This is a genomic window from Methylocaldum szegediense (assembly GCF_949769195.1).
Lineage (GTDB): Bacteria > Pseudomonadota > Gammaproteobacteria > Methylococcales > Methylococcaceae > Methylocaldum > Methylocaldum szegediense.
Genome location: NZ_OX458333.1, coordinates 919,223 through 942,092, shown reverse-complemented (window position 1 = coordinate 942,092; position 22,870 = coordinate 919,223). Strand labels below are relative to the sequence as shown.

Annotated in this window: 19 protein-coding genes and 1 pseudogene; 11 read left to right on the top strand and 9 right to left on the bottom strand. The window is 58.2% G+C overall.

The features are described 5' to 3' along the window. Window positions 1-58 precede the first annotated feature (58 nt). The gene (locus tag QEN43_RS04065) at window positions 59-2,497 is read left to right on the top strand and encodes a TonB-dependent siderophore receptor (RefSeq protein WP_051332071.1); all 2,439 of its coding nucleotides are present in this window, start codon (window positions 59-61) and stop codon (window positions 2,495-2,497) included. A 1,080-nt stretch (window positions 2,498-3,577) separates the two neighbouring features. Beyond that, on the top strand, window positions 3,578-4,804 hold the full coding sequence (locus QEN43_RS04060) for a sialidase family protein (RefSeq protein ID WP_051332070.1): 1,227 nt from the start codon (window positions 3,578-3,580) through the stop codon (window positions 4,802-4,804). A 133-nt stretch (window positions 4,805-4,937) separates the two neighbouring features. On the opposite strand, the gene QEN43_RS04055 is transcribed toward QEN43_RS04060, so the two are convergent. Then, a complete protein-coding gene (locus tag QEN43_RS04055; RefSeq protein WP_084162501.1) occupies window positions 4,938-5,345 on the bottom strand; it encodes a c-type cytochrome in 408 nt (135 codons plus the stop codon). A gap of 250 nt (window positions 5,346-5,595) precedes the next feature. On the opposite strand from QEN43_RS04055, the gene QEN43_RS04050 reads away from it, so the two are divergent. Further along, window positions 5,596-5,760, top strand: a complete 165-nt coding sequence (locus QEN43_RS04050; protein WP_156912924.1) for a hypothetical protein — start codon at window positions 5,596-5,598, stop codon at window positions 5,758-5,760. A 427-nt stretch (window positions 5,761-6,187) separates the two neighbouring features. Here QEN43_RS04050 and nifA read toward each other — a convergent pair whose 3' ends face one another. After that, window positions 6,188-7,720, bottom strand: coding sequence for a nif-specific transcriptional activator NifA (gene nifA, locus QEN43_RS04045; RefSeq protein ID WP_026612064.1), 1,533 nt, complete (start codon window positions 7,718-7,720; stop codon window positions 6,188-6,190). Next, a complete protein-coding gene (nifL, locus tag QEN43_RS04040) occupies window positions 7,713-9,308 on the bottom strand; it encodes a nitrogen fixation negative regulator NifL (protein ID WP_156912923.1) in 1,596 nt (531 codons plus the stop codon). The genes nifA and nifL overlap by 8 nt, the downstream gene beginning before the upstream one ends. A gap of 810 nt (window positions 9,309-10,118) precedes the next feature. On the opposite strand from nifL, the gene QEN43_RS04035 reads away from it, so the two are divergent. The 6 genes from QEN43_RS04035 (at window position 10,119) to istB (ending at window position 15,471) form a co-directional block, all read left to right on the top strand. After that, window positions 10,119-10,277 carry a hypothetical protein gene (locus QEN43_RS04035; protein ID WP_156912922.1) on the top strand — a complete coding sequence of 53 codons (159 nt, stop codon included), beginning with the start codon at window positions 10,119-10,121 and terminating at the stop codon, window positions 10,275-10,277. Window positions 10,278-10,732: 455 nt separating this feature from the next. Then, complete coding sequence (locus QEN43_RS04030; protein WP_051331470.1) at window positions 10,733-11,869, top strand: CgeB family protein; 1,137 nt, start codon at window positions 10,733-10,735, stop codon at window positions 11,867-11,869. Window positions 11,870-11,878: 9 nt separating this feature from the next. Continuing rightward, the gene (locus tag QEN43_RS04025; protein WP_084162397.1) at window positions 11,879-12,121 is read left to right on the top strand and encodes a hypothetical protein; all 243 of its coding nucleotides are present in this window, start codon (window positions 11,879-11,881) and stop codon (window positions 12,119-12,121) included. A gap of 378 nt (window positions 12,122-12,499) precedes the next feature. Continuing rightward, complete coding sequence (locus tag QEN43_RS04020; RefSeq protein WP_026612062.1) at window positions 12,500-13,420, top strand: FG-GAP repeat protein; 921 nt, start codon at window positions 12,500-12,502, stop codon at window positions 13,418-13,420. A gap of 249 nt (window positions 13,421-13,669) precedes the next feature. After that, complete coding sequence (istA, locus tag QEN43_RS04015) at window positions 13,670-14,692, top strand: IS21 family transposase (RefSeq protein WP_026609734.1); 1,023 nt, start codon at window positions 13,670-13,672, stop codon at window positions 14,690-14,692. Further along, window positions 14,689-15,471 (top strand): IS21-like element helper ATPase IstB, encoded by a 783-nt coding sequence (istB, locus tag QEN43_RS04010; RefSeq protein WP_026609733.1) that lies wholly within the window; start codon window positions 14,689-14,691, stop codon window positions 15,469-15,471. The genes istA and istB overlap by 4 nt, the downstream gene beginning before the upstream one ends. Before the next feature lie 275 nt (window positions 15,472-15,746). Here the strand turns inward: istB and QEN43_RS21675 are convergent. The 3 genes and pseudogenes from QEN43_RS21675 to QEN43_RS04000 form a co-directional block, all read right to left on the bottom strand. Beyond that, window positions 15,747-15,956, bottom strand: a pseudogene (locus QEN43_RS21675) (RHS repeat-associated core domain-containing protein); the annotation flags it as partial. A 36-nt stretch (window positions 15,957-15,992) separates the two neighbouring features. Beyond that, on the bottom strand, window positions 15,993-16,154 hold the full coding sequence (locus QEN43_RS04005; protein WP_156912921.1) for a hypothetical protein: 162 nt from the start codon (window positions 16,152-16,154) through the stop codon (window positions 15,993-15,995). 27 nt (window positions 16,155-16,181) lie between these two features. Next, window positions 16,182-17,345 carry an RHS repeat domain-containing protein gene (locus tag QEN43_RS04000; RefSeq protein WP_026612060.1) on the bottom strand — a complete coding sequence of 388 codons (1,164 nt, stop codon included), beginning with the start codon at window positions 17,343-17,345 and terminating at the stop codon, window positions 16,182-16,184. A 53-nt stretch (window positions 17,346-17,398) separates the two neighbouring features. On the opposite strand from QEN43_RS04000, the gene QEN43_RS21915 reads away from it, so the two are divergent. Both QEN43_RS21915 and QEN43_RS03990 read left to right on the top strand, forming a co-directional pair. Then, on the top strand, window positions 17,399-17,794 hold the full coding sequence (locus QEN43_RS21915) for a hypothetical protein (protein ID WP_026612059.1): 396 nt from the start codon (window positions 17,399-17,401) through the stop codon (window positions 17,792-17,794). A 375-nt stretch (window positions 17,795-18,169) separates the two neighbouring features. Further along, a complete protein-coding gene (locus tag QEN43_RS03990; RefSeq protein WP_235726715.1) occupies window positions 18,170-18,925 on the top strand; it encodes a hypothetical protein in 756 nt (251 codons plus the stop codon). A gap of 953 nt (window positions 18,926-19,878) precedes the next feature. Here the strand turns inward: QEN43_RS03990 and QEN43_RS03985 are convergent. The 3 genes from QEN43_RS03985 to QEN43_RS21660 all read right to left on the bottom strand — a co-directional run bounded on the left by QEN43_RS03985 (window position 19,879) and on the right by QEN43_RS21660 (window position 22,655). Further along, window positions 19,879-21,011 (bottom strand): IS630 family transposase gene (locus tag QEN43_RS03985; protein ID WP_317963719.1). Its coding sequence is split into 2 segments (ribosomal slippage): window positions 19,879-20,570 and window positions 20,570-21,011, totalling 1,134 coding nucleotides; the frame shifts between segments, so codons are not numbered across the junction. A gap of 366 nt (window positions 21,012-21,377) precedes the next feature. Further along, a complete protein-coding gene (locus tag QEN43_RS03980; protein WP_026612057.1) occupies window positions 21,378-22,313 on the bottom strand; it encodes a lipase family protein in 936 nt (311 codons plus the stop codon). A gap of 147 nt (window positions 22,314-22,460) precedes the next feature. Next, on the bottom strand, window positions 22,461-22,655 hold the full coding sequence (locus QEN43_RS21660) for a zinc ribbon domain-containing protein (RefSeq protein WP_162144363.1): 195 nt from the start codon (window positions 22,653-22,655) through the stop codon (window positions 22,461-22,463). Window positions 22,656-22,870: the final 215 nt, after the last annotated feature.

Sequence of the window (22,870 nt, the reverse complement as noted above, 5' to 3'; positions counted from 1 at the left end):
TCGTGGGCGGACCGTCCCGCCCGCCAAAAAATCGAGAAGAAAACAGGAGAAAAACCGCATGTCCCAGCCGTCTCGACCCTGGAAAGATCGGCGCCGCAAGTCTTGCCGCACACTGGCGGTCGGCCTGCCCTTGCTTTCCGCCATCACCGCCGGTGCCGCGGAAAATATTCGTTTCGACATTCCTCCCCAGCCTCTGAAAAGCGCTTTGCTCGCATTCGGCAAACAGAGCGGTCGGCAGCTTCTGTACCACAGCGAAATGACGGAAGGCTTGAAAACGGGAGGGCTAAAAGGCGAGTATCCGCCCGAAAAAGCACTGGATCGGCTGCTGGCCGGCACGGCACTGACCTACAGCGTGACGCCCAGTGGCACGGTCACCCTCGCTCGTGCGGATAAGCCTGCGATCCTAGTTGATAGCCAGGCCGATCCGGTCTATTTGCCGATGGTAAGCGTCCAGGCAAGCGGCATTGACGATCCAAGCGATCCGTACAACGACAACTATGCCGCTCCCACCGCTACCACGGCCACCAAGACCGAAACCCCATTCTTGGAAACGCCAGGTACAGTAAACGTGGTGACCCGCAAGCAGTTGGTCGACCGCCAAGTGTTCGACGTGGCTGAGGCGTTCAAGTACACCGCCGGCGTCAATCCCGGCGTCGGCGGGCGCACCCCGTTCGATGCCGGACTTTATCTGCGCGGCTTCAGCACTGGTGAATTCGGCGCTCTAGGCGGTTTCTATTACCGTGACGGCTTTCGCATGTCCGGCATACCGCTGCCCATCGCTAACCTGGACCGCCTCGAACTCATCAAAGGCCCGGCGTCCGTGCTGTACGGTCGGGCGGAACCCGGAGGACTGGTCAACGCGATTTACAAGCGGCCCTTGGATACGCCGTATTACATGCTCGAGCAGCAGTTCGGCAACTACGACTTGTACCGCACCAGCGTCGACGCGACCGGTCCGATTACCGACGATGGCACGCTCCTTTACCGATTCAACTTACAGAACGTCGAACAAGGTTCGTTTCGGGATTATCTTGAAAATAACCTGCTGTCCATCGCTCCCTCACTGACCTGGAAGCCGAGCGAAGATACCCGTATCGACGTTCAGTTCGAATACAGCGACACCGGCTGGAATTATCCGACCGCCATACCGGCGGTGGGCAATAGACCCGCCAACATCCCGCTCAAACGTTTCATCGGCGACGGGGCTGCCTCGGGCACCGATTGGGAAGCGGAAACCTACGTTGCCAGCGTGGATCTGAAACACCGTTTCAACGAGGACTGGTCCTTACGCTGGACCGCCTTGTACGCCAATCAGAAACTGATCGGCATCGATCATACCAACATCGGCGGCCTCGACGAGGCCACCGGCGACGCCACCTATGCCTTCAATCTGGCGGAACCCAACGACCACCGCCGCTGGTGGTTCACGTCCCTGAACGTGGTCGGCAACGTCGACATCTACGGCATACGGAATAAATTCCTGTTCGGCTTCGACTACAACAACGACAAATTCGAGGGGCCCTATTACTGGCGTGATGTCGACCTAGCTTTCAACATCTACAATCCGGTCTATGGTCAAGTGAAGCACTTGTCCCGCAGGCAGGTGCTGGCCGATCTCACCCCGGCAGACGATTACGTGCAGATCAATCGCTGGTACGGCCTTTACATTCAGGACCAAATCGATCTGACCGAGCAATTACACCTGACGCTGGGCGGGCGCTACGACGATACCGAGTATTACAACGGCAACCCGGCGGAAGAGAAGATCAATCATGTCGGCCGTCTGAGTCCACGTTACGGCATCGTCTACCAGCCGCTGCCCTGGCTCTCCGCCTACTTCCAATACATGGAATCCTTGGGGGCCAACAACGGTGGTCGCTCGGCTACCGGAAAAGTCTTCGAACCGCAAACCGCCGAACAATACGAGGTCGGGTTCAAAACCGAGTTCTTCGACGGACGCCTGACCTCGTCTCTGGCATTTTTCCGGCTGGAAAAACAGAACCTTCTGACCACCGATCCGACCAATCCGGCGTTTAAGGTGAATATCGGCGAAGCTCGCAGTCAGGGCATCGAGTTCGAGATTGTCGGTCGGGTCATCGAAGGGCTAAACCTCATCGGCTCTTACGCCTTGACCGACACCCGCATTACCAAATCGTACGACGGCGACCGCGGCAACCGGTTGCCCAACGTACCCTTGCACGCGGGTAGCCTATGGATGACTTACGATGTGACCGACCAGTTCACGGTGGGCGCAGGCGTTTATGTCGCCCGACATCGCGAAGGAGATGCCGCCAACAGCTATCAACTGCCGGGCTATGCGCGTCTCGACATGATGGCTGCCTATCGCTGGTTTATCGGACCAACCCGCCTGACCGCCCAGGTCAACGTCAACAATGTCTTGGACAAGGAGTACTTCAGCCACTCCACCGAGTCCAGGTTCGGCGCAATTCCCGGCCAACCGCTGACGGTGCTGGGCTCGCTTCGCTTCGAGTACTGAGTGTGCGGATTATTAAAGCGTTTTCATCTTCATTGAAAGGCAACCGAGGGGAAAGGAAGTCAGGCAGGACTAACTGGACTCCATACTGGAAGCCATCCGCGAACGGTGCGGTTCGCTTCGCTCACCACACCCTACTTCCACTACAGCTAAATGATTTCCGCAACGTAGATCTACTGTATAAACAAAATGAAAACGCTCTAATCAGGCCCGTAAATGCCCTCCTGGTATTTACGGGCCGCCGCGCGGGCCGGGCTTACGCGGCTTGTTGCCACGCCGGGGTATCCTCGCCCCGGATTAACCCAGCCGATATTTATAGGCCGGGTTAACAATTGCGTCGGGTGGGAACCGATTACTGCGTTGCACCGGTTGCTTCCCCGAATCGGGGACTTATTCGAGATCGATGCGGATCGAGTGAACCCGTCTGCAAGTACCTAAAGGTCGATTCGGGCAAGAATCCCCAGGTCTCGTAACAGGGCCTCGACACTGCCGCTCAACCAGACGTCTAGATAAAAAAATCGGGATGCCGACAGAACGGCATCCCGATTGAATGAGGAGATCTCACGCACTCGTACGGTTGAGTCCCGGAGGAGAACCTAATAGCTACTACGAACGAGTTGACGTAATGCTAGCACCTCTAACTTATTGATCAAATAGGACATTTTGTCGCATAGCCGATGCGGCATTTCACTCGATGGACTGTGCCATATAAATCAGTCTAAAAGCCAGGCATTTTGTAAGTCATTGAGAGATTTAGATTGAAGAAATTGGCATGCAGGTTGTTAAGAAATCGATGCTGACTCGCGGTCGGTCTTTCCCGGTATCTGCGGGTACCTGCTGGAAAGACCAACCGCAACCATTCCGCTGGTTTATCCGGTTCGCCGCTAAGGCGCAAGTTCCAACGATCTTTTTCGTTTTCCTGGTCCGATTCCGTAGCGGGACAGGATGGAATGCTTCAAGAACCTTTTCTTCCCAAATAATCCCGGCCGGACAGTTTCGGATCTCCCACGTCAAAAACCTAAACGCCCGCGGCGCCCGTTTCCGGACTGCAGACCGGACTAGCCCAATCCCAGAGTAATTGCTATGACAGTAAAACATTTGTTGTTCTTACGTATCTGCATCGTGCTGCCGCTTCTGACGTGCTTCACGGCGACGCCTTCGGCGGCATCGGACAGTCTCGCACGCGAGATCGCTACACCGGCGCCACAAGGTAGTCGGCAACACTATTTAACCCAACTCGACAACGGAAAGCTCTTGTTGAGCTGGGTCGAAGGCGAAAAGCCGTCGAACAGCTTCCGGTTTGCCGTGCGCCTGGGCGGAGCTTGGTCCAAGCCGCATACGATCGTCACGACCCGAGATGCTTTCGCAGCGCCGCCGCGCGTGCTCGGACTTAAAGACGGATCATTGGCCGCGATTTGGATGGTTCATCCGGAAAACGCAAAAGATCGTTACGCCGCCGACATCTATATCGCGCTCTCTAAAGACGGTGGGCGCCACTGGAGCGAGCCGCGACGTCCCTACCCCGCCGCCGCCCGCATCTACGATGCCCAAATGTCGGCAGCGCCTCTGGATGACGGCAGCTTCGCCCTGGTTTGGACCGACCGGCGCGATGGCAATCGTTATCGGCTGATGGCCGCCCTAATCGGCACCGACGGCCGCCCGACGGCGGAGAAAACCCTGGATCCGGACGTCTGTTCCTGCTGTGAAACCCGCACGGCGGCCAACGGCAATACCTTATTCACAACCTACCGCGACCATCTAGCCGGAGAGGTCCGCGACATCGCTCTCACCCGTTGGAATTCAAAAGGCATCGATTCGAATCGCATCGTGCATGCCGACGGCTGGGTCATCGAAGGTTGCCCTAGCAACGGCCCGGTCGTGGCTTCGGGAGACGCGTACACGATGGTGGCCTGGTTCACCGCAGCGGACGGCGTCGGACGGGTGAAGGCGGCTTTCTCCGCCGACCAGGGCGCCCATTTCGACAAACCGGTTGAACTCGGCACAGACGCCAACGGCTATGTCGACGCTCTGCTGCTGGAGGATGGTTCGACCGTCGTGGCTTGGCGGGGGCGCGCCGGTCCCGAAGAGGAACTCCGCTTGGCGAGGATAAGACCGGACGGTACCGTACTCGCTCGAGCCAGCCTGCACCGCGGCGGCTTCCCACGGTGGCCCAGCCGCCATCTCAGCCTCGCGCAAGCGGGCGACCAGATTTACGTCGCCTGGACCGATGCTTCGGAACGCCGGGTCCGGCTCATCGAAACGCCGCTGACCGTCCTCACGGCCGGCGGCAACGAACTGGCGATGCAATAATCCGGAAAAGAAAAGAGTCGTAGCCCGTATGAACCACTGCGGAATGCGGGAAGGTTCCCCCGATAGAAATCCGTATTCCTCCGGCTCCGTACGGGCCACCGACTGATCGCGTCAATCCTTCATCGGGACGGGATTAGGGCAACTCCTGGAGTTCACCCGGCGGGATGGCCCCGTCCGAACGGCCTTTCAGGTAAGCGTACAGACCGTCGATTCCGTCGACCACCGCCTTGTTACCTTTGAACGCCGGCATGTTGTTGCGACCGTTAAGCACGGTCGCCTTGAAATCTTCCGCGCTCATGTTCTTTAAAGCGGCCACTAGGCTGGGAAAAGCCGCCCCGCCTTCAGCGGTCGGCCCGTGGCAGGTCTCGCAGCGCTGACGCTTGTAGAGTTTCCACCCGTTGAAGGTCGCTTTGTCCACCGATGTCCCTTCGACTTTGTAAGGCGTTTCCGCATGAGCGACCGTGCTAATAGAAGTCGCAACTCCAAGCGTAGCGGCAGCGATCAAGACCTTTACCCCAGCTTGCCAAACATTGTTTCTCATAAACTCTCCTTCGGTTGTTTTTGGAATTGTTGCGAGGCTCACGTCGCCGCCTCCGAATTGCACTCAACCCCTACAAAAAACGGCGGATGGAAGAGCGAAACCCGGGTACACCGGACAAACGCCCAATCATCCGCCAATCATTCGTGAGTGAGGTTATGCGACAAAGAGATATAGGCAGGATTGATGCCAACCAGCGAATGCCTCAACTGCCGGCTACCTCGCTGTTTGCCGCGTCGAATCGAGGAAAAAAGTGAGGTCTATCACCCAGTTGTACGGGAATACACTCAACAACGCCATATCCACATTCAGCTTGGACGATTTTTTCGATAAGCGCTGCGCGTGTTTGGACTTGATGGCGGCCTATCGTTTCAATGTCGGCCCCCACGAGACTGACCGTCCAAGTCAGCTTCAATAACGTCGCCTATACCGCATACTTCTACAGCACGCAGTCTAGTCCAATAAACCGGCTCAACGCTCGAGTGGCATATGGCCGCTACGGTTGGAGCTTCAAGTGTGGCAAAGAACCCGCCCTGTAACGATCGCCAATCGCGTCGCACGGCTTGCCTGCCACGATCGTTTTCTTGATTTGTAGGTCGCTCAGTCTCGCCATGGTCTCACTCATTCGATTTTCAAACACCCGCCGGGCGCGGGTTTCAGCCCGGCGTGTAGATATTTTTCGAACCCCAAACGAGCTATTCGGAATTTCCGTCATGTTGAGAAAAGGAGTACCCATGTCGCTACACACGACGTTTGAAACCTTGTGCAACGCCGCGAAAAAAAACCCCGACAAACGGGGCTTGTCAGCGAATCGGCGGCGCGTTCTGCTAGTGTCTCAAATGCGGTCAAATTCTTTTCATCTTTATGTTGAGCGTTCTCACCCGATAGGCGATCTGACGCGGGGTCATGTTCAAGAGACGGGCGGCTTTGGCTTGCACCCAGCCGGTTTGCTCCAGGGCGGCGATGACTTGCTCTCTTTCGTCCATGCCCTCGAAGTTGATCTCCGGCTTCTTGACCGCCGGTCCCGTAATCGCCATGTCGCTGTCCTCCAAGCCCGTCATGGCAATGACGTCGCGGTCGATGACGCCGTCCGGGCTCAGGATTGCAGCCCGTTCCAGGCAATTTTCCAGTTCGCGGACGTTGCCGGGCCAGTTGTGACGCATCAGGAGCCGGATGGCGCTTTCCTTGATGGTCAGCGGCCTTCCGCCCTGCTGCTGGGAAATCCGTTTGAGCAGGAATTCCGCGAGCTCGGGAATGTCTTCAAGCCGATCACGCAACGGCGGCATGAAAATCGGCATCACATTGAGACGATAGTAGAGATCCTCCCGAAACCGGCCCGCCTCGACTTCTTCTTCCAGATTGCGGTTGGTGGCGGCGATGATGCGGACCTGAACCTTGAGCGTCTGGGTGCCCCCGACCCGGTCGAATTCGCCCTCTTGGATGATTCGCAGCAGCTTGGCCTGGAAGGAAGGAGACGTCTCGCCGATCTCGTCCAAGAAGATTGTGCCGTGATTGGCCAGCTCGAAGCGCCCTTTACGCTGGGCGATGGCCCCGGAAAACGCGCCTTTCTCGTGGCCAAACAGTTCCGATTCCAGAAGATTGTCGGGAAGCGCCGCGCAATTGAGCTTGACGAAAGGACCGCCGGCGCAGGCTGAATTGTAGTGAATGGCGTTGGCAATCGCCTCCTTGCCGGTGCCGGACTCGCCGCGAATTAGCACGGTTGTGTTCCATTTCGCGACTTGTCGGACCAGTTCGAAGACCCGCTGCATTGGGGGGCTGCGGCCGACGATGTTGTCGAAGCCGTAATTCCTGCGAAGGCTCTGTTTCAACTGGTCGCGTTCCGCAGCCAAATCCAGCTGCTTTCGCTCCATACCACGCAGAAGATCGATGCTTTGCGCGATCAGGTTAGCGACCATTTCCAAAAATCGCGCTCGAACGTCCAGCCATTGTCTGTCCACGGGCTGCGCCGCCAGTACGCCGACCAAGTCGTGGTCACCGACGCGGATCGGCGAACCGATGAACGGCAGGGCCGGATCGTACAGGCCCAGCTTGCCCAGAAAGCGCGGTTCGTCGGCGATGCGTTCCACCACGATGGTGCGTCCCGCATCGAGAATCGTTCCCATAAGTCCTTCGCCGGGTTCGTAGCGGACCGGTTTTTCGATCTTGGCGCCGTCGCTGCGCAGCACGGAGCAAACTTCAAGCGCGTCGCCCTCCTGTTCCCTCAGGGCCAGCATTCCGGAGCGCATGCCGGCGCAATCCTGCAAGATTTCCAGAATGCCTTCCAACTTCGCCTTGAGCCCAAGGGGACGATTGAGCACCTGGGAGACCTGGTAGAGGGCTTCCAGCTCCCGCTCGATCAATTGTGTACGTTCATCCATGCTCGGAAGCTCTTGCCGGTACGGGTAGCGTGTTGTGAATGTTGAACTGAATGCGCACCCGGCATCCGTCCCGATAGTGGGGATCGATACGGATGAGGCCGAAGTGCTGATTGATGACTTCCTGGGCCATGGTCAAGCCGGTGCCGGAATGCCCGGCACGGCTGTCGTTTTTGGTAGAGAAAAACGGCTCGAAAACCTTGATGCGCAACTCGTCCGGAATGCCGGGGCCGGTGTCCTCGATGGACACGTGCAGCAAATGATCGTCGCACCAGGTCGCGATGTGCAGTTCTCGGGTGACAATCCCGCTCTGGTTCATCGCCTCGATGGCATTCTCGATGATCTGCTTGAACATGGTGCGCAGATGGCTCTCTTGGCCCATCAGGGCAGGCAGCACCGGGGTCGGTTTCCAGTCGACGACGATACCGCTGGCGAGCAGCCGTTCGGTTAGCAGCACGATGACCTCGTGCAGCAGCTGATTCAGATTGACCGGGGTCATGGCCGACGCGTTGTTCTCCGGTATGCACTTTTTCATGTGCGCGACGGACTCTTCGCCCGCCTGCCGGATCTGATCCAACATTTCGATCAGCGCGATGTTGCGCGGGTCCAGCCCCCGCCGCGTCAACATGGTCTTGGCCGCTTTGAGCAGATTGATGGGACCCTGGATGTGATGAATGGCTCCCGAAAGCGTTTCGCGAAGACGTTGAATCTTTTCTTCTTCCGCCATCAGCGCCTTGAGTGCGTTAATGCGGATCTCCTCCGCCTGCTTTTTCTGCTGGGTGACGTCGGTTAGGGTCAGCAACAGATAGGTGTGGCTGTGTTCGTGAAAGAACCCTTCGACACGGTCGTCGCCCTGGCAGAACCAGCTACCGGCGCAGGCATACCAGCGCGGTCCATAGTGCCCGCCCCGATCAAAGCGGATTTCACGGTTCTGGAAGCTGGATTTGTTCTTCTTAATCCGCTCCCATTCTTCCCCCATTTCTTCCCGTAGGATGTCGATGAAAGTCCGCGCCGGATCACTAAGACCTAGCTCGGCGGACAAGGTCTTGTACATCTTGTTGTCCAGTACCACCTGATCGGCTTCGTCCAAAAGCACGGTCGCCACCGGAATCGAATCGACCACGGTTTCGATGAGGACTTTCTGTTGATTGACCCTCCGTTCCAGCCGGTACATCTCGGTGATGTCCCGATGCATGCCAATATAGTGAGTGGTCTGGCGACGGTCGTTCAGAATCGGAGCGATGGTCAGATCGGCCAAGTAGCGGCGGCCGTCCTTATGACGGTTGAGCAGATAGCCGTGCCAAACTTGCTGTGACTTGATGCAGCTCCAAAGCTCCTCGTACACAGAGTTCGGCGTTTTCTTGTCGGACAGCATGGATTCGTTGCGACCGATGCTCTCCTCCGGCGTGTAGCCCGTGACGCGGGTAAACGCCTTGTTGACATAGAGGATGTTGGCGTTTTCGTCGGTGATCGAGATGGCGACCGGCGCCTGCTCTACGGTTTCCGCGAATAGAGCCAGCATCTTGGGGTCGGCCAGGGAAGCCTCATAGGACGATGCTGACGGCGGGCTGTCGAAAGAGTCCTTGGACACGAGAGCCTCTTCGGTGCATTTACCTGGATTCGCACTGAAGCTTTGCAGGATGTATGCCAGCTCTCGTTATTGCCCCGAACACCGTATGGTTATTTCGTATCGGCGCCGTTTTGCCCCGTTCGTCCATGGCTTTGTTGCACTATTTTGGAGCGCGCGCGACAAAGCTGCGCACACAGAGTGATCGACCATCCTCGTGATGAATTTTCGCGTCTTGAAGCTCTATCGGTTCCGCACGTGCAAGCTTGTCGAAAAACCCACAAGCCGGCTCCACGTTGTCGTTACTCCGCTTTGATCAGACCCTTTCCTTTGATTGAAGTCAAAAGAAATATCAAGGATTTATGGTATGAAAGCGATGGTGGCACGAGGGTTGCGAGGAGTTATGACGATGACGCATCACTTTCCACAACACGTGTTTCCACGTCAGTTGTTAAGAAAGCTCTGAATAAGCCCTTTCCCTCCGGGCCACATCGGCACGGCTAGGCGCAACACAACGAGCGGGCAAGCCAGGGAATGGTTGCGCCGTACTTGGGAGCGAAGCGGGACCAGATAGCGAGGCCGATTGACTCGCCTCATCCCTGGCTCGCCTTTCGGGCGGTAGTTCGCTCGTTCCCCTTCGCTCCCGGCGGACGGGTGCCCGCGTGAGCGCCACGTGCGGCTCCGCATAGGGAATGCGGGGAGTGATTGGGTTGGGCAAGAGCATGAGATCGACCAGTTGCTCAGGTCGCTTCTCCGAATCCCTGACTTAATCAGAGCTCACTTAATACGCGGTAAACCGGGTTGCTCAAAAACCCAGCAAAGAGGCTGAAAATCATGAACAGTGAAACCACCCCGAAAGTTGAATCCGATCAAACGGAAATGCCCCGTTCTCCGACCGAGCAGTCCGAGGAGACAATCGAATCCACCGAGTTTCCGTTCTATATCGTCCCGCCTCCGCCGATCCCGGGAAAAACCGCCTGGAGTATCGCCTAAGTACATTCCGCAAATATTTGCGGAGTCTCGACAGATTGGCTTGATCGCCGGGGTTGTCCTGCAGGCTGCCTATGCCGCAAGACTTCCCTGAATGTACTTAGGCTTTCGAACAATTGTGTTCCATCTCGGTCACCGCATCTTGTGGCACAGTGAAGGAGAACCCGCCGCTCGCGTTAAGGGAGCACTGAATGAGTGGATTCAGTTCATTCCCGTTCGACAGGCTCCGGCGAGCGTCCGAAAAGCCTGTCCCAATACGGATGACAGTGGCGTATTGGAAGGTCTACCGGGAGTTGACTACCGATAACCGGGCGGCCGAATGCCGGGCCGGCACCGCGGCCGGAGCGACATCGCACCGGGGACTATCGCCCTGAAGCGATCGAGTCCGCGCACCGCAAGAAAACTGACACCGATTTGGGTCCCACCCTTCCGTCCAACAAAACAAGTGGGAGCCCAGGATGAAGTTTGTACTTTTTTATCACTCTCTGATTTCCGACTGGAATCACGGCAATGCTCATTTCTTGCGGGGCATCGTCACCGAGCTGATGCAGCGCGGCCACTGCGTCGAAGTGTATGAGCCGACCGACGGTTGGAGTCTTCGCAACCTCCGCGCCGAGAGGCCACCCGGTTCACTCAGGGGCTTTTTCGAAGCCTATCCACACCTGCTCAGCCGGTTCTACGACGTCGACCAACTCGATCCCGGAGCCGTCCTGGCCGACGCCGACGTCGTCATCGTGCACGAGTGGAACGATCCGGCCCTGGTCAAGAAGATCGGGCGCCATCGCGCTCGTTCGGGACACTATCTCTTGTTGTTCCACGACACCCACCATCGTGCCGTGACCGATCCGGAGTCGATCGCCCGATACGACCTCGAACACTACGATGGCGTATTGGCATTCGGCAAGGTGCTACGGGACATCTACCTGGACCGCGGCTGGGCCGCGCGCGCCTGGACCTGGCACGAAGCAGCCGACACCCAGGTCTTCCGGCCGATACCGTGCGAGCCCGAGGAAGGCGATTTGGTTTGGATCGGCAATTGGGGCGACGACGAGCGCACCCGTGAACTCGAGGAATTCCTGTTCGAGCCGGCCAAAACCCTCGGGCTTCAAGCGCGGGTTTACGGTGTGCGCTATCCGGAACGGGCGCTCAAAGTCTTGTCTGAGGCCGGAATCGAATATGGCGGATGGCTGCCGAATTACGAAGTCCCGCGAGTGTTCGCCCGCTTCAAGGTGACAGTCCATGTCCCGCGGCGGCCGTATGCCCGGGCTTTGCCCGGAATACCGACGATACGCCCCTTCGAGGCGTTGGCCTGCGGCATTCCTTTGGTTAGTGCCCCTTGGGACGACATCGAACATTTATTCACGCCGGGACAGGATTTTCTGGTCGCCCACACCCGCCGTGAAATGGAGGAGGCCATCGCGGCCATCCTCAACGATCGGAGCTTCGCGCGGACGCTGGCCGAACACGGCCGCGCCGCCATATTGAAACGGCATACCTGCGCGCACCGCGTCGACGAGTTGCTCGACATCTGTCGGGAACTTCGTCTGTCCCGTTCCGCAAAGCGCAAATCGAGGAAAGAGCCCGCTGTCCTGTGAGAGGTGGTTATGAAACATCGACCCCACGTCGCATTCTTCGGCTCCAGCTTGGTCTCGACCTACTGGAACGGCGCAGCCACTTATTACCGCGGGCTGATTCGCGCTTTGAGCGTGCTGGGGTACCGCACCACCTTCTACGAACCAGACACGCGGGATCGCTTGCGGCTACACAAGGCACAGAAACGTGCCTTGTGTAGCCCCGGCTCAAGCCGGCGACGTGCAGGATCAGCGCACCATCCGGATGTCCACTGATTCGCGCCCTCTCTGGCACAAACCCTGCGGGCGTGCTCCGAACCTCCAAATGTGTTCCCGCCCCGTTTGTCTTTGGACAAGCAAAGCCAAACTCGCCCGCGGGGCAAGACCTGCTTCAAACTCGCTGACTGCCAATGGCATAAAATCCGACGTTGTCCTGATTTATGGACCTGGGAAGTGGCTTGATTTTCTTGTGAGCGTTGGTTTTTGGCAGTCGGTACGGAGGTTTGTCGGTTTTTTGCACTAGCCGTGTGAAAAGAAAGAAGCCGGATCAGGTAGGCCAAACCCCCTCTGGCACGTTAAAAAAGTTTTTTGAAAGGCGACAAGTGTGCCTCCTGAAGTGCGAGTTGTTACCCAATTTTCAGAGTGAAAAACAGAATGCAAAAAAAATTTATCTTCGATCCGGCGGTGTGGAAACTGATGGGTGTGGCGTTGGTTGGGCTGATGATCGGATCTGTACCGGCGGCGGATTTAAGCCCAGCTCAGAATAAAGCCGTGCAAGCTTACCTTGCCAAAGCCAACAAAAAAGCATCAGCGAACCATGAAAGTGTCGAACTCGTCAGCACGCAAAGTGCCGACCTGAATGGCGACGGCAAAGCTGAAATTGTCTTAAATGCCTTGTGGGCAGGCGGGACATGGTGGAATAACCGCGTGGTGGTGTTCACCGATATAGGCAAGGGCTATCAAGCCGTTGCGGAAACATCAGACCCATTAGGGCAGGTGGAAAGCGTTGAGGTCAAAGACGGTTTCATCCATGTACACGCTTTATGGCCGGGTCCGAATGATCCACGCTGTTGTCCGAGCGTGAAAAAAACCTCCGTGTATCAATGGCATGGCAACAAAATCTTCCCCGCAGGCAAGCCCGCATCCGCTCCTACCACGTCTTCCGTACCGCTTCCCGCAGGCATCAGTGACGTGAAATGGGAATATAAACAAGTCAGAGGCATCAAAATGGCGGGGGTGCAGCATCCTGTGGTTGGCATTAGTGCTCTCAATTTGTTTTGCCAGGACAATCAACCCGTTTTTGCCGCTACCTTTTCAGGGACGACCAGCCGCTTAGATCCTGTGCACCTGCACATACAAATCAGCAATGTGGTTTATCCGATTGTTATGAAAAAACAAGCCGGTACGCAGGATATTCGCATGGTGAGTTTACGCAACTCACGCCTACCCAAAGGGCTACTGAGCGGGGAAGCCTACGGCGAAGCGACTATCAACGGAAAAAAACACGGCTTGCTGTCATTAACCAACGCCGGGCAGGCAAGCAAGGAGGCGTTGCGGGATTGTTATCGGTATTGAGCGTTGTTGTGATGAAAATTTGCGGTATTGAATACCGACACATATGCGATCAGACACGATATTTACCCGAAGCTTTTTCCATCAAGCTTGTATGAGGTTTCATTGTCATAGCTCGCCTCCCACGCTTCGTCATCCCCGGTCAACCCGCGCAGGTTGGGTTAAATGTCACCGCCGATGTAGAAATGACCCCTGACACCGAAGTAAATTTGACCCCTTGGGGGAAAATGGCGGCTTTTTTGAGCCGCGGAAATGTTGACTCAGGAGCAGTCAGTGGAGATCAAAGTATTGGCCCGACAGGGCCATGGCATCAAAGCCATCGCGCGGGAGCTGGGCGTCTCGCGCAACACGGTACGCAAGTACCTGCGCAGCGAAAGCGCGTTGCCCCGGTACCGGCTGCGGGCGCCCCGCCCCTGCAAGTTGGATCCCTTCAAAGCCTATCTGCAGCAACGCATCGAGGCGGCACGTCCGCATTGGATTCCGGCCACGGTGCTGCTGCGAGAGCTTCGTGAACGGGGCTATGCAGGCGGCATCAGCCAGCTCAAGGCGTATCTCGCCCCCTTCAAACGGCGACCGGAAGAACCGGTGGTCCGCTTTGAAACCCCACCGGGCCGCCAGATGCAGGCCGATTTCACGACGATCCGGCGGGGGCGCGATCCGCTCAAAGCCTTCGTGGCCACGCTGGGGTTCAGTCGCGCCACGTTCGTGCGCTTTTCCGACCGCGAGGACAGCGCGGCCTGGTTGACGGGGCTGCGCGAGGCCCTCCACTACTTCGGCGGGGTGCCCGAAGAGGTGCTGTTCGACAATGCCGGCGCCATCATCACCGAACGGGACGCCTACGGTGAAGGCCGGCACCGCTGGCACCCGGCCCTGTACGCGCTGGCCGGGGCGTATGGCTTCCGGCCCAAGGTCTGCCGGCCGTACCGGGCCCAAACCAAGGGCAAGGTGGAGCGCTTCAACGGATACCTGAAAGCCAGCTTCATCACGCCACTGGCGGCCACGCTCAAGAGCGCCGGCTTGACACTCGATGTCGAGACCGCCAATGCCCAGATCGGCCCCTGGCTCGATCAGGTGGCGCATCAACGGGTGCACGGCACCACCGGCGTACAGCCCGCGGTGCGATTGGCCGAAGAGCGCCTCGCCCTGCGGCCGTTGCCGGTTCAGGCACCCCAAGGCTTGCCGGCACCCCAGCGGCACGTTGGCCGCGTCTTGCCCCATGACAGCCTGCAACATCCCCTGTCGGTGTACGACCAGTTGCTGGAGGTGACGGCATGAATCTGCAGCACGCCCGGATTACCGAACTCAGCCAAAGCCTGAAGCTCGAGCGGATCGGGTCGGACTGGCCCCACCTGGCCCAGCAGGCCGCCGATCGCGAGGAGAGCTTTGCCGACTTCCTCGAGAAACTGCTCATCGCCGAGGCCAAGGCCCGCGCCGAACGCACCCGGCAGACCTTGCTCAAGATGGCCACCTTGCCGGTCGTGAAGACTTTGGAGCAGTACGACTTTGCTTTCTCCTTGGGAGCGCCCCGGGCCCAGCTCCAGGAACTGGCGGGTTTGAGCTTTATCGAGCGCACCGAGAACATCGTCCTGCTCGGCCCCAGCGGGGTTGGTAAAACCCATCTGGCGATCGCCTTGGCCTACCGCGCGGTGATGGCCGGCCTCAAGACACGCTTCGTCACCGCCGCCGATCTGATGTTGCAACTCACCGCCGCACACCGCCAGGAGCGTCTCAAGGAGTACTTCAACCGGGTCGTGATGGCGCCCAGGCTGTTGGTCATCGATGAGATCGGCTATCTGCCGCTCGGACGTGACGAAGCGAATCTCTTCTTCAACGTCGTCGCCAAGCGCTACGAGCGCGGCAGCCTGATTCTCACCAGCAACCTGCCGTTCACCCAGTGGGCGGGCACCTTTGCCGATGATCAGACCCTGACGGCCGCGATGCTGGATCGGCTCCTGCATCACGCCCACATCGTGCAAATCACCGGCGACAGTTACCGATTGAAGGACAAGCGCAAGGCAGGAACAACCCCGCCGCAGACAGCGGCCGTCGAATAACTTTTGGGCCTCAAGGGGTCAATTTTACTTCGGCGATAAACCCTCAAAAGGGGTCACTTTTCAGTCGGCGTTGACATCTGCGAGGGGATTTATATCATCCACAACCCGCCGCCCTTGCCGGTGCCGGGGAGAATGCCGGCGATGCCAATGGCGTAACCCCACCCGGTGGCATTTGGGTTCCGAGCGGCCTGATAGAGGTCATAGCCCGGCACGAAACCCAGCGCGAATCCCTTAATCTGGTCGACACTCCGGCCATCCCCTACCCTGCTTCCCTGTTACGCCGAGACATTCGAGCTCGCAATTGGGGCCACTTTGTTCAGCCCCAAGGGATCAGTAAAGCTGATCGGATTGTTCCCGACATACGCATACGGGTTCAGCCCGTCGGCAAAGCCCGCAGGGTCCCTTTGGGTGAACCGGCCGATCGTCGGATCGTAATAGCGTGCCCGGTAATACATGAGCCCGGTGGCGTCGGGCTCGCGCCCCGTGTAGCCGTAGCGCGGGAGATTGCCGCCGGCGAGCGTTCAGCCGAAAGCATCGTAGCGGGCGCTGGCGGTGACCGCCCCAGCGGCATTGGTGACCGCCACCACCGAGCCGAGGGCATCGGCGTGGTAGTAGACGGTGCCGCCGGTACCGGTCCGAATCAGGGGACGGTCCACCCCCGCATAGGTGTACAGCGCCTGCACCTGGGTCCAGGTGTTGCCGTAGTCGCTCTAGATCTCAAGCCCGGCATAGACAGAACGCCGTAGCGTCCCATCCACGTTAGTCTCGATGCGGCGGTCCTGGTGATCGTAGGCATAGGTTTCCGGGGCAAGGCCGGTGCCGCTGGCGGCGACCCGCCGTTCCAGGGCATCATAGGTTAAGTTGAGCATCGCGCCGCCGCTCCGCTGAATCAGATTGCCGCCAAGATCGTAGGTGTAGCTCGCGAGGATCGCGCCGGTATCGCTACCGTCCCGGGTTTCCCGGAATTGCTGGGCGGCGTCGTAGACGTGACGCTGGACGCTACCGTCCCGGGTGATCCGTTCCCGCCGGTTGACGTACACATCGTAGGCGAAGGCTTCAAAAAGGGTCGCGCCCGCATTGGTCCGCACCTCCCGCAGCCAGTCGAGGGTGTCGTACTGGTAGGTGTAATCGGTCACCGCCCCGGCGACGGCTTCCAGGTGGCCGGTACGCCGGCCGAGCGGATCGTACTGGTATGTGTGGCGGCTGACTTCGGTACCGCCCGCCGCCCGGTTGACGAGTTCCCCAAGGTAACCCTTTGGGGTGTAACGGTAGAGGGTACTGTAGCCGTTCGACATGGTGGTTTCCAAGAGCTGTCCGCCACCGTCGAACACGAAGTTGACCTGCTCACCGCTCGGTGCCCGCACGGCACTCAAACGCCCGACCGCATCGTACAGGTAATCACGACGGTGACCTTCACTGTCTTCGAGACTGTCGAGGAGCCCACCGGAGCTGTAGCGGTAGGTCAGCGCCTTAGGACCGCGGCTACCGGTCACGGTGGCGAGGCGATGGGCGGTGTCGTAGGTGTATTCATAGGTGACTTCCGGCGTCTTCGTGCTCAGGACCTGGCCCAAGGCATTATAGGTGTATCGGGTGATGTGTGGCGCGGGATCGGTGTCGGAGAGCTTCGCGGTGCGCCGAACTAACAGCCCGTTGCGGGTGTGATCGTATTCCCATTCGACCACATGGCCGTTGGAGGCGGCGCGGCGGATAGGGTTGCCGTAGGCATCATAGGTCCAGCGAGTGGTGCGGCCATTGGCGTCGGTGGCTTCGATCACTCGGCCGAAATCGTCGTAGGCGCAGGTCGCCTGGTCCGTCAGAGATTCGCTGCCGGTGGCGGTGCGATAGCCGGCCCGGATCTTTTGGACATCGCCCAAGGGGTGTACTGGATCTCAGTGACCTGACGGATGTTGGTCAGACCAAGGGCATCATGCACTGGGCCGATGATCCTGACCGGCCGGTTGAGGACATCGTACTCGGTCAACGTTTCGCGCCCGCCGTTGTCAACCGTCCGGACGACATTGCCGTTCGGGTCGTAGAAGTAGTCAGTGTAGCGCCCGTCGGGGCCGGTCAGGCGCTTCAGCCGCCCGTTCTAGGTCTGGTCGTAATAATCGTACTGGGTGACAAGACCGTTGGGGTCGGTCACCCGGATGGGCCGTCCGCCGATGTCGTACTCGGTGACTACTGCATTCCCCTGTGGGTCGATGGCACGGGTCGGCCGGTTGAGGGCGTCGTACTCGAATCGCACGCTTTGACCGGCGTGCTGGAGCTTGTGAACAACCGCCGAAGGCAACCGGCATCGAGCGCCTTTTGCATTCCGGCCTGACACCGTTTGTCGCCCTGCCAGAGTTCGAGCGGCTCGGGTGCGGGCGGGGTCTCGGGTACTACTTCCAAAGCTTCGCCACGCGCTTTTCGATTAATTGGCCGATCTCCCAGACCAAGTGCACTGGGACTCGCCATGAAGCGTTACGGACGAAAATCAACGGGATGGCGGCTATCACCCACCAAGACCGGGCTGATCTGCCAATGGTCAATCTTGATTGAATCTCACAGCCGGATCGCCGCACAAAATTCCGATTTCGGCCATTTATTGCAACGCTGGTAGCCGCCGACGACGGTATGCTCATGGATATGTCGATTTGGCGCTCGGAGCGACGTCCCTAGGACTCCACTCCAGAGAATCACATAGAGGAATATAGCGATGGCTGAACGAACCCCTCATACGATCAGTCGCCCGGTCGTTGACCGTACCATCAAAATTCAAAGTGAGCAGGCGTTGCGCGTCGTCCGCCGTGTTTTTCGCCCACTCGTGCGATCCTTGTACGCAATCGACGTGATCCTCCGGATTATTGGTGAGGAAGCTGGGATCGATGCTGTGGAAGAAGCCGTCAGCAAGATGTTCAGCGACTGTGCTCGCGACCTGGAACGCGAGAAGGCTCGAATGGAAAAACTATGTACGGATAACGGCGTGACCGAAAAGCCGCGGTACACCCATCCCATGGACTTCACTGCGCACATCGTCTTACCCCAGGTTGCCCAGTTCGTGGCTCTGATCCAAATGCTTGATGAGCTCATGATCACCTTGGACGCCCTCTGGCTCACCGGCGTACTAAACAACAAGCAGTGTGGACAGGCGCACTATCAATGGCAGCAGAGATTACTGCGACTCGGTCGTCGCATCATCACTATCGAACGGCGGGCACATCGGGCCGCCTATGAAAAAGGTCATGGCGAGGAGGTGAAAGCGGTACGCGAGAGCTCCGGATTAGCAGCAGAACCGGAAGCTATCCCGGATCTGGAGGGATCGAACTCTCCCAGCGATGATAGCGATCCATCATCCGCCGAAACGGAATCTGATATCGGTGAACCAAACACGGAAAGTCTCGACGCTGAATTTCCTGAGGGATCGACAACTACACCAGCGACATCCGGGTGGCGGAGATTGGCGGGTTTGTAGAAAGTTGTCGTCCATATCGTTCGGATCATTTCGAACGACCACTTGGTCAGAGTGTTTGTCAGCGTCCAATCCATACCGTAGCGTCAGCCTCGTTGGGGCCGGTCAGTTCCGTCACCTGAAAGGTGCCTATCCGGACCCACCTCGACAATCCGACACCGATCATTGCGCTGGGTTCGCTACCAGACCTACTCATCCCATGACGCACATTCAAGGCGTAGAGCCACATCTGATTGAACACCTAGGTTCGACGGTCGCAGCATCGTTCAAGTCGCGCAGTTGTTGAAGAATGAACGCGCCCATTACCGCATACAGATCCTTGCTCGGCCTGCCTTGCGTCCGAAAAAAAAGAGACGGCAAGTTCCAATATCGGGAGCCATTTCAATAGACGATCCCCAAAAAAGACCCGTCCATGAGCGCTTGAGCACCTGCCGCTTCGCTGAAGTGGTCAACGATCCCGAACAAATCGACTATGACATGATCCCTGACGGTCAGCACGGTGTCTGTCAACCGTCGTATGCCGCACGGTGCTGGCCGAAGGCTGTATCGGTAAACCCTTGGTCTTCCACGCCGACAACGGCAGCCCGCACAAGGGCAGCACGTTACGAGCGACACTCGCCGCTATGGGGATTGAACCCGCCTACAGCCGTCCACGGGCGAGCGATGACAATGCCTAGACCGGACGCTGTTTCGCACCTGCAAGTTACCGCCCAGACTATCCCCATAGAGGCTTCGAGAGCATCGAGGCGGCCTGTGGCTGGGTCTTGGCGTTTGTACGCTGGTACAACGATGAACATCGCTCTAGTGCTCTGCCACTGCTGGGAAGTGAGATATAGCTTATGGACGGATCTCTTGCGTCGAACATGGTGAGCCGCGTTCCACAGAACCAATCTGAAGCTTCGAACCCTCGGTGCTTGCACCTGGCAATCGAGGGATGATGGTGCACTAGTGCTCCGTCACCCGTCAAACGTGGGGTAAAGCTTACGGAGTTTGATCCGCGCGTCGGCCGTGGTGAATTGCCAGTTGGCTTTCACTTGGGTTTGGTTACGGCGCTGCGCCCAGGCGGCGACATGCCGGACCCGGTCGGCCCGTTCGCCGATCCGCTCCGGCAGATCGCGGGCCAAAGCGCTGAGTTCAATTTCCACCATGTCCAGCCAGCTCCCGTGCTTCGGCGTGTGGTGAATCTCCAGCCGCTCGGCGAGCCGTCGAGCCTCCTCCGGCGCAAAAGCTTCATAGAGGCGCGCCGTCGAATGGGTGTTTAGCTGATCCATCACCAACACGATTTTATCTGCCTCCCGATAGCGCCCCTCCAGCAGGGTTCGCACAACCTGGGCAAAGTCCTGACGGGTCCGGCCATCGGTGACCTGAACGTCACGCCACCCGGCCAGCGGCTCGAAGGCCAAGAACACACTCGCCACCCCGTTCCGCACATAGACGCTGTCATAACGTGCCACCCGCCCCGGCTCCCTCGGCAGCGGTTCTCGGACCTCGCCGATCAGCTGGATAAAGGTCTCGTCCAAACAGACGACCGGCCGTTCGCTCCGGTACGGCCGCTGATAAACTTCTAGGACATCCTCCATGGCCGCAACAAACTCGGCCGAGGCTTTCGGCGGAATGACCCACCGCTTGCAGAGGTGCGGTTTGAGTTCGTTTTTTTCAGCACGCGCCGGACCGTTTCGTACGAGACGGTCTCAGCCATTTCCAGCTCGACCAGACGCTCAGCCAAGAGCCGCAAGGTCCAGCGCGACTTGCCCTCCGGCGGCGGCGAACAAGCCAGCGCGATCAGCCGGGCTTCCTGGGCACCATCCAGCCGCCGGGGATACACGCGTTCGCTCGGCTTGGGCACCAAGGCCGCCGGCAGACCTTGTTCCACGAACCGCTGCCGCACCCGTTCCACCGTACGAACGTGGACGTTTAACGCCCGAGCAATTTCGTCATCGGTGCGGCAAGGTCCGCCCTCGGCTTCATCGGCCTGTAACAAAATCCGGGCATGGGCCAGTTTTCGCGCTTCGCTCTTACCCTTGTTGACCAACCCTTCCAGTTCGCGCCGCTCCTCACAGGTCAGCGTCACCCGATATTTTTTCGACATCTTCGTCTCCTAACCAAGGATCCGGCCAGAAACGCCGGACCGTCATTCCTTGGACTCGGCAATCGACGATTGATGCAGTACTAGTGGCTTGGCTCCAAGTGGTAACCCAGTAGCAAGCCTCGCTTTATACGAGATCACGACGAGAATCGACCTACCAAGCACTACCATCATCCAAGCGAAGCCGTTAGTTAGACCGCGGTATAGAAGCTGAAGTCTTTAGCATTCAGCCGGTAGGCGTGCAGCCCTTTTTCTTAACAGCAAGCTGAAGCAATACCGCGCCGTCTCCACCTTTCGATTCGTCATCGATATGTGAAGAGACCTCCGGCACGGAGATTCTCGTTCTCCCCAGCGCGACCATCCTACCTTCTAATCCAGAAGGCGGTTCCATGTATGTATGGCATAGTACAATGGGGCATGATCGGTCAGAGCACCAAGCAACAGCCGGTTCAAAGCCCGTTCCAGAAGGTTTCTTGGCGATTCCGTCCCTACCATCTCCAGCTTGCCAACTGGCTGATAGAGGCTGTCCTTAGATCTCGGCCCGTCCGACACCTTTTCCAGGCCGTAGGCCACCAGGTCCTCGCCATGCACGTAGCGGAAGGTTCGGGTGTCGAGCCTTCGCTTGTTAAACTCCCGGGCGAAATCCGCTCCGCCCGGGCAAGGACAACCGAAGGTATACACCCCAGCCACACGCTCGGGATACTGAAACGCCAGCAGCGTGGCCATGGCGCCGCCTAGGCTGTGTCCGGTGAGCCAAAAGCTCTTGGACGGAGGGATCGATTCGATCCAGCTTTTCAACTCCGGCCAAATGCTTTGCAGAGGCTGGTAAAAACCACAGACCACTGGGACCTCGAATCGCGGGGGACCTTCGTACGTCTTGAGCCGGAGCTTCGTATCCTGACGAAGATCTTTCGCTGAGCTTTGCAATTTGCGGATATCCTTCAGGATATCTTCCGGCCGGTAAAATTCCGTGCCACGAAAGACCAAAAGCGCAAAGTCGTCGCCTTGGATAGAAAAGCCATCCAATCCAGTATCGGCATTCGACCAGGGATGGAAGGACTCTAGATCAAAACAATCGACCTCTCTGCGTTTCAGAATCGATTCGATATCCTTGTGGGTTTCATACGCCAACAACGCACACTCCGCGAGCCACCAGGCGTTGATCCGGGAGTGCTCGCGCGCCTTCGCCTCGAAGGGGAACTGCTTCCATTGCTCAAAATAGGGGTATTTCCTAGCTGGTAGCAGCAGCTCCGAAAGGTTGAGGAGTCCGAAACGCGGAGGGGTCTTTTTCTCGGGAGGAGCCATAGCTTCACAACTCCATGAATAAATCGAGGTACACAAGAGGCGATCCCGAGCATACACCACAGCGAGCGATGATGCCCTACCCGATTCACATCGAACGCGGCATTCCGTGCCGCCATTTCAACGAGGAGCCTATCATGCGTCAATTGCCTAGTGCCGTTCCGAGGCTTTCGACCTATTGACAACGGCCCTAGCCCTGGACGCAATGTTCCGGGCCTCGTTCTCGTCCGCATAGTCGGTGTGCCCATAGGTCACGCAGCGGAACTCGGTTTGCGATGGACGATTGGCTTCGTCCTCATGCTTGCAGACCGAACACGTGCGGCTCGTATTCCGGGCATCGACCACTTGTATTCGACGAAGGCACGCAGTTAATGGAAAGACCAGCCCCCATGCAGGCCTTTTGCGGCTTACGAAATCGTATCCAATTTCGGGAATTGCGAGCCCGTACTATGCGATCGACCTACTCTCGCAGAGAAATCCGCAATCTCATTCGCAACTGCAAGATTGTCGGTTTAATTTCAGAGGACGGGCAGGACTTGGTTGTTAAGCTAAAGGCGCCA

Coding starts and splice junctions, on each gene's coding strand:
- QEN43_RS04030 (WP_051331470.1), top strand. CDS start 10,733: ATGAAGTTTGTACTTTTTTATCACTCTCTGATTTCCGACTGGAATCAC.
- QEN43_RS21915 (WP_026612059.1), top strand. CDS start 17,399: ATGCACTGGGCCGATGATCCTGACCGGCCGGTTGAGGACATCGTACTC.
- QEN43_RS04035 (WP_156912922.1), top strand. CDS start 10,119: ATGAACAGTGAAACCACCCCGAAAGTTGAATCCGATCAAACGGAAATG.
- QEN43_RS03990 (WP_235726715.1), top strand. CDS start 18,170: ATGGCTGAACGAACCCCTCATACGATCAGTCGCCCGGTCGTTGACCGT.
- istA (WP_026609734.1), top strand. CDS start 13,670: ATGTTGACTCAGGAGCAGTCAGTGGAGATCAAAGTATTGGCCCGACAG.
- QEN43_RS04055 (WP_084162501.1), bottom strand. CDS start 5,345: ATGAGAAACAATGTTTGGCAAGCTGGGGTAAAGGTCTTGATCGCTGCC.
- QEN43_RS04025 (WP_084162397.1), top strand. CDS start 11,879: ATGAAACATCGACCCCACGTCGCATTCTTCGGCTCCAGCTTGGTCTCG.
- istB (WP_026609733.1), top strand. CDS start 14,689: ATGAATCTGCAGCACGCCCGGATTACCGAACTCAGCCAAAGCCTGAAG.
- QEN43_RS03980 (WP_026612057.1), bottom strand. CDS start 22,313: ATGGCTCCTCCCGAGAAAAAGACCCCTCCGCGTTTCGGACTCCTCAAC.
- QEN43_RS04060 (WP_051332070.1), top strand. CDS start 3,578: ATGACAGTAAAACATTTGTTGTTCTTACGTATCTGCATCGTGCTGCCG.
- nifA (WP_026612064.1), bottom strand. CDS start 7,720: ATGGATGAACGTACACAATTGATCGAGCGGGAGCTGGAAGCCCTCTAC.
- QEN43_RS04020 (WP_026612062.1), top strand. CDS start 12,500: ATGCAAAAAAAATTTATCTTCGATCCGGCGGTGTGGAAACTGATGGGT.
- QEN43_RS04065 (WP_051332071.1), top strand. CDS start 59: ATGTCCCAGCCGTCTCGACCCTGGAAAGATCGGCGCCGCAAGTCTTGC.